This window comes from Corynebacterium sp. CCM 9204, from assembly GCF_041357695.1.
Lineage (GTDB): Bacteria > Actinomycetota > Actinomycetes > Mycobacteriales > Mycobacteriaceae > Corynebacterium.
Genome location: NZ_JAUERX010000002.1, coordinates 455944 through 469062, shown reverse-complemented (window position 1 = coordinate 469062; position 13119 = coordinate 455944). Strand labels below are relative to the sequence as shown.

The window sequence follows — 13119 nt, the reverse complement described above, 5'->3', positions numbered from 1 at the left end:
CTCCATGGGAATCCAATTAGACCAGAAAGATATGCTTTATCGCGTTCCCGCATCCGGATAGTGTGTATCGACCTGGTCGCACAAGTATCTATCCTGCTGGGTGGGAGATCCAACTCGAGTTCGGCCGGAAGAACCGGGCCACTCCGTAGATCGCACCGGTTCTGTTGTCCTGGGCGATCCCGACGGTCACGTAAGCGTAGGCATTGTCATGCATAATCTTGTGATGACCCCGTGAGTGGTTCCAGAGGTCCACCATCCGTGCTGCGGTTGTATCGTTGAGCTGATGGAGCATCACGATGATCTCCCCATCAAATCCGCTTGACGCATGATGGAGCCTGCCTGCAGCGGCATTGACCTCCGCCCAGTTCTGTGCTCCCCCATTGTGCGCCTGTGCCCAGATCACCGGGCGTTGTCCATCATGGATCCGGGTGCGATTGATCTCCTCCACCAGTTTTGCACGCTGCCAGTCCAGATTATTCCAGTCACCGGGCCCAGAGGGCAACGGATTCGAAGGCATCGGCCCAGTCGGAGGCATCGGGGGCGTTTTAACGGGACCTCCTGAGAATGAATTCGTGAACCCAGCATTCTCCAGGGCAACACGCACTGCCCCCACGGGATCCAGGACCGGACTAGGACTTGCCCCGGCGGGGCTAACGGCACCCAGAAGGACTCCGGCACCTATAATTAAGGCAGTCATTGTTTTTCGTACGGTGTTTCGCATTTTCCGATTCTCCTGAGGATCTCAGTAGTTCCACGACGGTGAAGCACGGGCAGAACATCGTTCACACTGGCATGTTGTTTGTTTTTCAAAACCATATGGTTTCGAAATCAACACTACATCAGCCATACAGATAAAGGATTTCCCACACTCCCGTCGGCACACCCCGGCCAGGGGGCCGCCTCCCACTCCCCCTACCAAAATCTCGCCCCATAAAGAGCGGGACCCGCCAATCGGAGAACTCCACCCAAAAGCCCACCGCCACCCCCGTCAAACATGTGCCACCCAACACATGTCGACTCCCCAGGCGTCACCATCACGCCCCACCCCGACAATCGGAACAGCCACATCCCGAATGCCGTATCCCATGACAGATTCCGTTGATCAGGAAATACAGGCACCCGGCGAGGCAATCAAGCTCCCCCACACCCCGCAAGAACAGCCAATCACCCCACTACCCCCCCCAATAGGGAGACCTCCCACCCCCAGCATCCGGAATGGATCGACCCGGCACGTCATATCAGATCCGCCATGAAGAATTCCCGACCGAGGGCAACGCCGTCTTTACATACAAGGAAAAAACGATACGGCCAGAGCTTCACAGATCGTGAATAAAATTACCGGAAGGAGCACTCGCAATAACATTCCCACCACACACCGAGGCCCAGCACCGTCGACACTTAGGAATCACGCACGGCAGCAAATTTCTCCGTGATTGCCGCCACCACATCCGGTGGCAGCAATCCTGAAACATCTCCCCCATGCCTCGCAACCTCCTTGCAGAGAGTCGAGGAGATGTAGCCGTACTTCGGGTCCGTAAGCAGAAAAAAGGTGTCCACACCGGAAAGCCTGCGATTGATCTGCGCCATTGGCAGCTCATACTCATAGTCAATACCGGAACGCAGACCCTTCACCAAAGCAGTCACCTGATGCCGGGTGGTGTAATCGACAAGCAGACCGGACCATGTGTCAACAGTAATCCCTGGAATCCCGACAACCGCCTGCTCGATGAACACCACCCGCTCCTCCATCGTGAACAGGCCCTGTTTTTTCGGGTTCATCGTGACAAGAACGGTTACCTCCCCAAACTGAGCTGCGGCACGCCGGAATATATCCAGATGCCCCATCGTCACAGGATCAAAGGAACCAGGGCAGACAACGCGCATGATCTACTCCCCCAGGCGGTCTGCCGTCGGTTCCGGAACCAGGTCGGCGTGAAAAACCGCCATATCCATTCGGGCCCGACCGTAGGTACGTTTCTTGAGCTTCTGGGTCGTGGGTACGTAACAAACGGGCCACGCCGTTTCCGGAGAGTCGACATGACGTTCCACCACAACGGCTGCGCCGTCCACAAGCGCGGGGATCAGCGCAATCAACATCTCCTCAACGGCCTCATCGGCAAGTTCATACGGAGGATCCGCAAGAACCATGTCAAAGTATCCACGAGGCGCACCCGCGACATAAACAGATGCCTTCATTTCAGCCACTGTGACACCGGGATGCCCGACAACCGTTGCGTTATGCCGGATGATATCCGCGGCCACGCGATTATTCTCCACGAGAACCACCTCTTCAGCACCACGGGACGCCGCCTCAAGTCCGAGCGCCCCAGATCCCGCGAAGAGGTCGAGAACATGTCGCCCCGCAAAACCGAACCGCACTTGCAACGATGAGAAGAGTCCCTCACGTGCGCGGTCACTGGTCGGCCTCGTTCCGGTCGGCGGAACCTTGATTTTACGCCCCCGGGCCTCTCCGGAAATGATGCGGGTAAGACCCATGTCAGTTCTCCTCCAGTTCAAGCAACAGATCCCCACCGGTCACGTCCGCATAATCGACGAAACCAAGGACTCCGACCACCCCCGGACCGGGGGCAATAACGGCAGACTCCAGTTTAACGGTCTCAACGACCGCAAGAACGCACCCCGTCTCGACGCATTCGCCTTCACGCACTCTGTAGCGGACGATACCGGCAAACGGTGCGCATATTCTCATTCCACAACTCTAACGCAGGACTACACCATCACCCGGCCAGACCCCCTGAATCAATTGACACGGAGAATACCGCCCGACGATCCAGCAGCGTCACACGACATCTCCCATGAAGTGACTTAGGTAACAATCACCCCACTGAATGGGGGTATGCTACTGGTGATGATGACCACATGACATCAGATTTTCTATCTCGGGACCTTGTAAAGTGCGCAACCACCTGCGTGTTTTCTACAAAGTTACGCTTTTCCCTAATCCACCGGGTCCCGGTCACCCGCCGGGGTGCAACAGTTGGCGTAGCGTCGATACCGGAAACGCGATGAGCACACCGTTCAGCGACCATGGAACCTGATTCATCTCCCCTGGGGCATGCTCCACACCGTTTTCGAGGTCGCACGACGCAATGATGCGAACCTCCGAAAAGCACCGGTGAAGCTCGTCCGCGCAACTGACGCACAGTACAGCTTTCACCTGTCATGGAAAGGTCTGAGAAAATCGTGACCACCTTCGCCCCCGCACCCACCGGCACTGACTCCTCGTGGGAGGGATTCGAGCCCGGCCGCTGGTGCGACCACATCGACGTCCGCGACTTCGTCCAGCGGAACTACACCCCTTACACCGGTGACGCGGCCTTCCTCTCCGGCCCGACTGCCAAGACCCTACGGGTCTGGGAGACCCTGGAAAAAGAGTACCTCTCGGAAGAACGCAAGCGCAGGGTCTACGACGTCGATACACGTACTCCCGCCGACATCGACGCTTTCCCCGCCGGGTACATCTCGGATGACGATGACGTCATCGTTGGGCTTCAGACAGATGTTCCCCTGAAGCGTGCGATGATGCCCAATGGCGGCTGGCGAATGGTCGAACAGGCGATCCGTGAGGCGGGAAAGGAACCCGATGAGCGTATCAAGGAGATCTTCACCCGCTACCGGAAGACCCACAACGATGCCGTCTTCGAGATCTACACCCCGAGAATCCGTGCCGCCCGTTCCTCCCATATCGTCACCGGACTTCCCGACGCCTACGGCCGTGGCCGTATCATCGGTGACTACCGCCGTGTCGCTCTCTACGGCGTCGACCGTCTCATCGAGGACAAGGAGGCCGCGAAGCACGCGGTCGGCTCGAACCCATTCAGTGAACACTGGTGCCGCTATCGGGAGGAGCACTCCGAGCAGATCAAGGCCCTGAAGAAACTGAAGAAGATGGCGGCCGACTACGGCTTCGACATCTCGCACCCGGCGACCACCGCACAGGAGGCTGTGCAGTGGACCTACTTCGGCTACCTCGCCTCGGTGAAGAGTCAGGATGGCGCCGCCATGTCCTTCGGCCGTCTGTCCCCGTTCTTCGACATCTACTTCGAACGTGACCTCGCCGCAGGCCGAATAACTGAGGAGGATGCCCAGGAGATCATCGACCAACTGGTCCTGAAGCTCCGGATCGTCCGTTTCTTGCGCACCATCGACTACGACCAGATCTTCTCCGGCGACCCCTACTGGGCTACCTGGTCAGACGCTGGATTCGGCGAGGACGGACGCCCGTTGGTGACTAAGACAGGCTTCCGTCTGCTCCAGACCCTCCGAAACCTGGGCCCGGCCCCCGAACCGAACATAACGGTGTTCTGGGATCCGGCACTGCCCGAGGGATACAAGGAGTTCTGCGCCGCGATCTCCATCGAGACCTCATCCATCCAGTACGAGTCGGACCAACAGATCCGGTCCCACTGGGGTGATGATGCGGCGATCGCCTGCTGCGTCTCCCCCATGGCCGTCGGCAAGCAGATGCAGTTCTTCGGTGCGCGTGTCAACGCGGCCAAGGCCCTGCTCTACGCCATGAACGGCGGACGCGACGAGGTCTCCGGCAAGCAGGTCGTCGAGGGATTCACCCCCGTCGAGGGCGATGGCCCGCTCGATTTCGACGAGGTGTGGCACAAATATGAGGACATGCTGGACTGGGTGATCGGCACCTATGTCGAGGCCCTGAACATCATCCACTACTGCCACGACCGCTACGCCTACGAGGCGGTGGAGATGGCGCTCCACGATTCGGATATCCAGCGCACGATGGGCTGCGGCATCGCCGGTCTGTCTATCGTTGCGGACTCTCTCTCCGCGATCAGGTATGCGAAGGTCTACCCCGTCCGCGACGAGACCGGGTTGATCGTCGACTACCGCACCGAGGGCGATTTCCCCATCTACGGCAACGACGACGATCGGGCCGACGACATCGCGGCAACGATCGTGCACACCGTGATGGCGAAGATCAAGGAGATCCCGATGTACCGGGACGCCATTCCGACCCAGTCAGTGCTGACCATCACCTCAAACGTCGTCTACGGCAAGGCCACCGGGTCTTTCCCTTCAGGACACAAGGCCGGTACACCGTTCGCCCCGGGCGCGAACCCCGAAAACGCACTCGACTCGCACGGCATGGTCGCCTCGATGCTGTCGGTGGGCAAGCTCGATTACAACGACGCCCTGGACGGCATCTCGCTGACCAACACCATCACCCCGTCCGGCCTCGGCCGTACCCCGGACGAGAGAATCCGCAACCTCGTGGGTGTTCTCGACGCCGGTTTCTACATCGACGAGACCGACTGACCCCTCTCACCCGCCACAACTGTAAAGGAGCACCACAATCATGTCCTCTCTTTCCTTCGACGAGCGTCTCGCAGATATGAAGGCGAACCGCGCCGCCACCCACTCCGGTTCCGGTCTCTACCACGCGAACATCAACGTCCTCGACCGTTCGACTCTCGAGGACGCGGTGGAGAACCCCGATAAGTACCCGAACCTGACGGTACGGGTGTCGGGCTATGCCGTGAACTTCGTGAAACTGACGAAGGAACAGCAACTCGACGTCATCTCACGTACGTTCCATGAGGGTGCCTGACACCGTCACCGGGATCATCACCCGATAAAGAACGGAAGTACCGCAAAGGAGCTGCACCACCATGTCTGACGGCATCAACTCCCCCGTCATCATCGCCCCCTCGGAGGGACCGAAGGTGCGGGGAACCGCCGAGGGCATCGGTGGTGCTCACTCCGTACTCCCCGATGACGCCGAAGGCCGCAGAAAACTGTTAGCGGCCCGGCGTACCGGTGACATCGGCCTGGTCCACTCCTGGGAGCTGGTAACCGCTGTCGACGGTCCCGGAACCCGAATGACGCTATTCCTCTCCGGATGTCCGTTGCGCTGCCAGTATTGCCACAATCCGGACACGATGGAGATGCGAACCGGAACCCTGGAAACAGCGGACGACATTATTGCCAAGGTGAAACGCTACCGGGGAGTTTTCCGCGCATCCGGAGGTGGACTTACAATTTCAGGCGGTGAACCGCTGTTCCAGATCGCGTTCGCACGGCGCGTATTCACCGCCGTCCACGACGCCGGGATCCATGTCGCTGTGGACACGTCCGGGTACCTCGGTTCCCGATTGACGGATGCAGACCTGGATTCGATCGACCTGTTTCTCCTCGACGTGAAATCCGGCGATCCGGACACGTATCGTCGAGTGACCGGCCGCGAACTGCAGCCGACGATCGATTTCGGTGATCGCCTCGCGGCCGCGGGTAAGAAGATCTGGATCCGGTTTGTCCTGGTCCCCGGATTGACCGATGATTTGGAGAACGTGGAGAAGGTCTGTGACATCGTCTCCCGGTGGAAAGACAGCGTCGAGCGGGTTGAGGTGCTGCCGTTCCACAACATGGGCCGGGACAAATGGCACGAACTGGGCATGCACTACACCCTGGAGGACACCAAGCCTCCCTCCCCGGAGGCCACGGAGGCGGTGCGCAACCGTTTCCGATCACGTGGTCTGACCGTGTACTAAGGTTCGGTTCCTACGTCTTATCGATGAACTCCTGTTCCTCGACCTCCACGTCACTGACCAATTGCTCCGCGAGTTCCCGGTTCCTCTCGACGAGGGCAGCGGCATCCCGCGACGCGCGTTCGATCACCGGGGCGTCGTCAATCAGGTCGAGGAACTGGACACGACGGCGGCCACCGGACTGTGCTGTACCCAGGACATCTCCTTCCTGCCGTGAGCGCAGATCGAGTTCGGCTAGCCGGAAACCGTCCGACGTTGCCGCAACCGCAGTGATCCTCGCGAATGAGCGTGAGTCTTCAGGTTGGTCGGTGTGCAGAAGGCACAGTGAGGCGTGACCACCGCGTCCGACACGACCCCGGAGCTGATGCAATTGGCTCACACCGAAGTTTTCCGACTCCCGGATATACATGACGGTGGCATTGGGTACGTCGATACCCACCTCGATGACAGTGGTGGATACGAGAACATCGATGCCGCCGGCAGCGAAGTCGGACATGACCTCATCCTTGTCCTCGGGATGCATCCGTCCGTGAAGCAAACCAACGGTGAGCTCAGGGAAGATCTGTGTGCTGAGGGTCTCGAAGGTCTCGGTCACCCCACCCTCTCCGTCAATACGAGGACATACGACGAACGCCTGATGGCCTGCCGCCACTTCCTCGCGGATGCGCTCCCACGCCCGATTCACCCACGCAGGCTTGGCACCGGGAACCACAGCGCTGCTGATCGGGCGTCTACCACCGGGGAGTTCGCGGAGGGTTGACACCATGAGGTCACCGAACGCGGTCATCGCAATGGTCCGGGGAATGGGAGTCGCCGTCATGACGAGAAGGTGCGGGGTGATCCCGTCTCTTCCCACGACGCGCAACCGGTCCCGCTGTTCGACGCCGAAGCGGTGCTGTTCGTCGACAATGACGAGTCCGAGGTCAAAAAACTCGACGGTATCCTGGATCAGGGCATGGGTACCGACGACGATGTCGGTCTGCCCGGAGACAATATCAAGCAATGCCTGCCGACGTCGTGCCGTGGGCATCGATCCCGTCAGGACCGTCACGGTGGCGGGGACACCGGCTTCCATGAGCGTCGTGGTGATACTCCTCGCATGCTGGATAGCGAGCACCTCGGTCGGGGCAAGCAGAGCACACTGTTTACCGGAATCGACGACCTGGAGCATTGCCAGCAATGCGACGATTGTTTTACCTGAGCCGACCTCGCCCTGCAGCAGCCTACTCATCGGTACGGGAGCAGAAAGTTCGGCGGAGATAACGGAATTGACCGCCTGCTGCCCTTCTGTGAGTGGGAAGGGCAGATTCGCCAGCATCGAAGCCTGCTGGCCTTCCGCGTGTTCGGGGCACGCTGGGGCTATCCTGGCAGAGACATCAGCACGGCGAAGCGCCATGACGAGTGCGAGTGACAGAGCCTCATTGTACTTGAGACGCTCGATGAACGGTTCGGGTCCGCGGTCGTCAGGCTGGTGAATCCCCCGGACCGCTTCGTCAAAACCAACCATCCCCTCTGGAACGGCATCGAGTGGCTCGGGGATCGGGGGGGTCTGTGTCAGTACCGCATTCACCGCACCGAGCAGCGCCCAACTGGTCGCCCCTTTCCTCGCTGGATAGACTGCGAGGTACTCAAGCTGGGACAGCAGTTCTTCCAGTTCCTCCGGGGAACCGAATTCTCCGAGGGTGCGCAGGGAACCCGTGGCGAACTGTTTTCGTCCTGGCTCGGGGAGGATGACGTACGCCGGATGAGAGATTTCGGCCTGTCCCCGGTAGATCCGGAGTTTGCCGGAGAACATCGCCCGGACCCCGGTCTTGAGCTGACGGGCCGGTAGTTTCGCCTGGAAGAATGTGGCTGAGAGTGCGTTCGATCCATCACTGATCATAATCCGGTGCATCTGTTTCCCGGTGGATGTGTACCCGGTTTTCGCGGAGATCACGGTGCCGACGCAGGTGACGGTGTCACCGACTTCAGAATCATCGACATTCACCCCCGCACCATGATGCGACCAGGCGCGGGGAAAATGCAGGAGAAGTTCATCGACGGTAGTGTATCCGAACGCCTTCTCCAGCGATCCCGCGACCGTCTTGGGGACGAGGCCATCTATTCTCCGGGGATCCCGCCAGCCGAGCATCTCTTTACTCCACCCCAACCTCGGCCAGGTGGTCGAGCCCCTCCGCGGGGTAGACCATCACCTCAATATCACCGTTACCGACTCCATCAAGGTGGTCGGTGAATCGAGCGAGGTCGAGTTCTGCGGCGGCAGTGTCGGTGAGCAGCAGAGTAACCAGTTCACCACCACGACCGAGGAGTCGGATGCAGGTCTGTTCAAGTGCCGCCTGGAGATCATCAGCGACGAAAAGTATCCCGCTTCCGCTGGTTACCAGGATGTCCCCCCGCGCGCAGGGGCCTGCGACGGTGAGTGCCGCCTTTTCCGCCCGCTGGAGAACTGCAGTACGCATGGATCCTGCGGCCTCGGCCATCGCGTAGGAATCCACCGCAACGGGTTGATCCGGATCATGGACCGCCAGCGCCGCGATACCACTGACGAGGCGGGCCGTCGGAAGAATCGTCATGGTACGTTCCGCCGCATGCGCCGATAATTCCGCGGAGACCATCTCTCTACGGGTGAGCAGGCCGTTCGGAAGCAGAATCACTTCACCAATACCCCGCATACGTAATTCCGCGAGAATCCTGGAGACGATGTCGGTAGTTCCGTCCACTCCGTCATCGATGTTTCGCGGCGTCGGCGTGACGACAATCGCACCAGCCTGCTGGTAGAGCTGAGCAAGCGGCCCCTCCGGGGCGACCGCCAGAACCGCCCGGCGCCTCGTCTCGACATGTGGGGTCTCCGGAAGTATCTCGAGCCGCAGATCACTCACTTCCCCGGCGCGAAACAATTCCTCGATCACGGGTCCGGGTACATCAGTGTGAATGTGGACCGTGACCGCATTCACGGAGTCGTCCGGAGATGCGGCAACCGGAGCGAGAATGAGGCTGTTCCCCATCGGTAACAGGGTTTCCCGGAGCTTCTCTGGTCGGATATGTTCTGCGAACCGGAGGAAGCACATGACCTCGAGCTCACGACTGTTTGCCCGTCGGTTGTCGCATCCCGATGGCTCCGGGGTATGTTTCTGTTTTCCGGTACTTCCGAAGGAGTCCACGACATCTTCTCCCCTGACTGTTCCCTCGATTTCATCGAGCAGCGCCTGCAGGAGGATGACGAATCCGGCACCACCTGCATCGACGACTCCGGCCGAGCGCAGAACTTCGAGCTGGGACGGAGTCTTCATCAGTGCGGTGCGCGCTGCACTGACGGCAGCGGTGGCGGTCTCCCGGAGTCCTTCTCCTGCTTGGGCCGCTGCAACGGCCGTCGCCCGGAGAACAGTGACGACGGTTCCTTCTACGGGCTCCGTGATTGCTCTGTCCACCAGGCGTACCGCGATCGCGAGGGAGTTTTTCAGACATCTCCCGTCGATGCTCCCGCTGGCTGCGGCCTGCGCGATTCCGCTCAGAACCTGGCTCAGCACCACACCCGAGTTCCCCCTCGCGCCACGAACCGATCCTGCGGCGAGAGCCGCGGCAACGGAGTGTGCGCTGTCCTGCTCCCCGTCATCCAACCTCGTTGCCTCGGAGAGCGCTGCCTCCATCGTGTACGTCATGTTCGAACCGGTATCCGCGTCAGGGACCGGGAAAACGTTCAGATCGTTGATCTCTTCCCTGCGGGTGGACAGCGCATCCACCGCCCGTTCCGCCCAGGACAGGAGGGCGGTTCCGTCGAGGGATACGTCAGAGGCCATGGTTGACTAGTCTACAGTCGCCAGTCCACGGGTTGTGCACCCTGCCCGGCGAGAATCTCGTTGGCACGACTGAACGGGCGCGAACCGAAGAAACCCCGGTGGGCCGAAAGTGGCGACGGGTGCGGTGAACATATACAGGGGGTGTTCCCGAGGAAACGCTGCGTGTTCTGCGCGTCACGTCCCCACAGAATGGCGACGAGGGGGCGGTCTCGTTCGGCGAGCGCCGTGATCGCCACTTGGGTGATCTCCTCCCATCCCTTACCACGGTGGGAGGCCGCGGCACCGGGCCTCACCGTCAAAACACGATTGAATAACGCGACCCCCTGCCTGGACCAGGGGGTCAGGTCACCGTCTTCCGGGATCGGTAGCCCGAGGTCGTCAGAGTACTCCCGGAAGATGTTGGCTAGTGACTTCGGCAATGGCCGGACACCAGGCTGGGTGGAGAAGGACAGCCCCATGGCATGGCCGGGAGTCGGGTACGGATCTTGCCCGACGATGAGCACCTTGACCTCATCAAAGGGGTAGGTGAAGGCCCTCAGCACATCGACACCCGCGGGTAGATAACCACGACCGGCTGCGTTCTCCGCGCGGAGAAAGTCTCCCATGCGATGGATCGCAGGTTCCACAGGGGAAAGAACCCGCTGCCAACCTTCTTCAACGGGGAGGGCACTGTGATCGGTGGACGGGGGCATGGGAATGTCTGTGTCACTCATGGCGTCACCAAGTCTATGTTCCCAGTGGTACCCCGGGGAAACTGTCCCACCCGACACTATGTGCCGGAGCTTCGGAATCAACGCTCACTACGGGGCAGGACGTCGCGCGGTGCCGGTGAACCGCCCCGATCACCCGGAATCCGCTGGGAGCGTCCTTTGATGTCGTCCCGATGAGGGTGTGATCCTCACCACCGGAGAGTATCCATCTCCACGGATCCTCCCCGAGGAGTTCTCCCGCTGCGGTGAGCGCAGAGTCCGGTGCGATGGCGAGCGAGGCCAGATCGATCGCCACGTCACTGCGCTGGGCGAGAGTCGTGAGATCGGCGATCAGACCGTCGGAGTTGTCCGTCATCGATGAGGCCCCCGCAGCACGGGCGATCACGCCTCTACCGGGATCAAGTGCGGGGGCGACGTGGGCATCGACCAGCGCGGAGAACTCGGCGGGGACGTCATCTCTCCCGAAATGTCGCAAGAGTGCGAGGCCAGCAGCCGAGTATCCGATCCGTCCGGCGGCGATCACGGCTTGCCCCGGCCTGGCGGCATCCAGGGTCAACGCAGGCATACTTCCGCCGAGATGTCCGATGGCGCTCATGCTGACCACCAGGCGGTCTCCACAGGTGAGATCACCACCCGCGAAGTCCGCACTGTAGTCAGAAACCCGTTCACTGACGCCTCGGGCCAATTCCGTGATGAATTCGACAGGGGTATGGCCCGGCGCGGACAGCGCCAGCACGACGGCTACCGGCCGGGCGCCCATCGCCTCGATATCGGCGAAATTCTGTATCACAGCCTTCTGCCCGATCTCAGCGGCTGAGGACCAGTCGAGTCGAAAATGCCGTCCCTCAACGAGCATGTCCGTGGTGACCACAGTGCGGGTGTTCGGGTTCGGCATCGGGAGAACAGCGGCATCATCACCGTTCCGGTGCGATGGTGCTGCCTCGAGAATCGCACGAATCGTCCCCTGTTCCCCGATATCGGCAACGGTCAAGCCACTGTAGTGGAGGGGATATACGGTGGACACGGTGTCAATCACTCTTTTTCGGTGGTGGGTACGAGCAGGGGCTGGAGGCGACCGGACGGCTAGGATGGGGTTCCATGACCGCCGAGCAGTCCACTCCATTTAACCGTGTTCCACTGTTCATTGCCCTCGGACTCTCCGTGGCACTGGTGATCGGCACCCTTATCGGCGCCCGGATCGTCTATCAGCGCGCCGCCCTCCAGCCTGTCTCGATGAGCATGATCGACTCACCCGAGGCTGATTCCCCGGAGTGTGCACGCCTCACCGACACACTGCCCGACGAACTCCTCGGACACCCCCGAGCGGAGCTCACCGAACCGGCTCCCCCGGGTGCTGCGGCCTGGCGCTCCAACTCCACCACGCGGATCACCATCCGGTGCGGAGTCTCGCTACCGCTGCAGTACACGACGCTCTCCAGGCCGACAGAGGTCGACGGCACCCACTGGTTCCGAGTCGATGATGCAACCACCGGTTCATCACTGCGAACCTGGTTTTCCGTGGACACCTCCCCCGTTGTCGCCGTCACCGCAGATGACAAGTCCCTCAGCGGTACTGATCATCCCCTCGCGGAACTGTCCGGTGTACTCGGGTCTCTGCCGCACAGGAATCAAGAAGCCGCGCCGCCGCCGCTGGCAGACCTCGCGCCGGGATCATCCGACACTGACTGCGACAAACTGCTCCTCTCTCTTCCGGAGCGACTGGCCGGGGATACCGGATACGCCCGGCTCGACGATTCCGGTATCAAAGCATCAGGCCTTCCAACGGGATCAGCAGCGTGGATCGCACCGGGGGTGGAACCCGTCGTTCTCCGATGCGGCGTCGCGGACTCCCCGTCCTACGAACCGGGTGTCCAGGTACAACAGGTCAACGACATCGCCTGGTTCGAGGATCCCAGGTTGGCGAACGGTACCACTGCGGGAGTCTGGTATGCCCTGGGGCGGACCACCAATGTCGCCGTCTCGATGCCACAGACTGCGGGGAACACCGCGATCGTCGTCATCGGTGATGCCATCACCCGCAACATTCCCGGGAAAACTGGCGCCCAGTAACCCCGGCGC

General features: G+C 60.8%; 12 protein-coding genes. 4 read left to right on the top strand and 8 right to left on the bottom strand.

Going from position 1 to position 13119, the window contains the following annotated elements; genetic code table 11:
* Positions 1 to 88: 88 nt before the first annotated feature.
* The 4 genes from QWU43_RS06245 to QWU43_RS06230 form a co-directional block, all read right to left on the bottom strand.
* Positions 89 to 517 (bottom strand): CAP domain-containing protein, encoded by a 429-nt coding sequence (locus tag QWU43_RS06245; protein WP_370917398.1) that lies wholly within the window; start codon positions 515 to 517, stop codon positions 89 to 91.
* Positions 518 to 1398: 881 nt separating this feature from the next.
* Complete coding sequence (coaD, locus tag QWU43_RS06240) at positions 1399 to 1884, bottom strand: pantetheine-phosphate adenylyltransferase (RefSeq protein WP_370914966.1); 486 nt, start codon at positions 1882 to 1884, stop codon at positions 1399 to 1401.
* Between the two features lie 3 nt (positions 1885 to 1887).
* Positions 1888 to 2496, bottom strand: coding sequence for an RsmD family RNA methyltransferase (locus QWU43_RS06235; RefSeq protein WP_370914967.1), 609 nt, complete (start codon positions 2494 to 2496; stop codon positions 1888 to 1890).
* Position 2497: 1 nt separating this feature from the next.
* On the bottom strand, positions 2498 to 2710 hold the full coding sequence (locus QWU43_RS06230) for a biotin/lipoyl-containing protein (RefSeq protein ID WP_370914968.1): 213 nt from the start codon (positions 2708 to 2710) through the stop codon (positions 2498 to 2500).
* A gap of 494 nt (positions 2711 to 3204) precedes the next feature.
* Between QWU43_RS06230 and QWU43_RS06225 the strand changes: the two genes are divergently transcribed.
* The 3 genes from QWU43_RS06225 to pflA all read left to right on the top strand — a co-directional run bounded on the left by QWU43_RS06225 (position 3205) and on the right by pflA (position 6536).
* Positions 3205 to 5304, top strand: coding sequence for a pyruvate formate lyase family protein (locus QWU43_RS06225; RefSeq protein WP_370914969.1), 2100 nt, complete (start codon positions 3205 to 3207; stop codon positions 5302 to 5304).
* A 40-nt stretch (positions 5305 to 5344) separates the two neighbouring features.
* Entirely contained in the window at positions 5345 to 5596 is a 252-nt protein-coding gene (gene grcA2, locus QWU43_RS06220) for an autonomous glycyl radical cofactor GrcA2 (protein WP_370914970.1), read from the top strand.
* A 61-nt stretch (positions 5597 to 5657) separates the two neighbouring features.
* Positions 5658 to 6536: a pyruvate formate-lyase-activating protein gene (gene pflA, locus QWU43_RS06215; RefSeq protein ID WP_370917397.1), complete on the top strand. Its 879-nt coding sequence runs from the start codon at positions 5658 to 5660 to the stop codon at positions 6534 to 6536.
* Positions 6537 to 6546: 10 nt separating this feature from the next.
* Here pflA and QWU43_RS06210 read toward each other — a convergent pair whose 3' ends face one another.
* Genes QWU43_RS06210 through QWU43_RS06195 form a run of 4 tightly spaced genes read right to left on the bottom strand, consistent with a single transcriptional unit; the run spans position 6547 to position 12064 of the window.
* Positions 6547 to 8664, bottom strand: a complete 2118-nt coding sequence (locus QWU43_RS06210) for an ATP-dependent DNA helicase RecG (protein ID WP_370914972.1) — start codon at positions 8662 to 8664, stop codon at positions 6547 to 6549.
* Positions 8665 to 8668: 4 nt separating this feature from the next.
* Positions 8669 to 10330 (bottom strand): DAK2 domain-containing protein, encoded by a 1662-nt coding sequence (locus QWU43_RS06205; RefSeq protein ID WP_370917396.1) that lies wholly within the window; start codon positions 10328 to 10330, stop codon positions 8669 to 8671.
* A gap of 11 nt (positions 10331 to 10341) precedes the next feature.
* Entirely contained in the window at positions 10342 to 11043 is a 702-nt protein-coding gene (locus QWU43_RS06200; RefSeq protein WP_370914974.1) for a uracil-DNA glycosylase, read from the bottom strand.
* A gap of 13 nt (positions 11044 to 11056) precedes the next feature.
* Positions 11057 to 12064 (bottom strand): thiamine-phosphate kinase, encoded by a 1008-nt coding sequence (locus QWU43_RS06195; RefSeq protein WP_370917395.1) that lies wholly within the window; start codon positions 12062 to 12064, stop codon positions 11057 to 11059.
* 74 nt (positions 12065 to 12138) lie between these two features.
* Here QWU43_RS06195 and QWU43_RS06190 point away from each other — a divergent pair, with 74 nt between their 5' ends.
* A complete protein-coding gene (locus QWU43_RS06190) occupies positions 12139 to 13110 on the top strand; it encodes a DUF3515 domain-containing protein (RefSeq protein WP_370917394.1) in 972 nt (323 codons plus the stop codon).
* Positions 13111 to 13119: the final 9 nt, after the last annotated feature.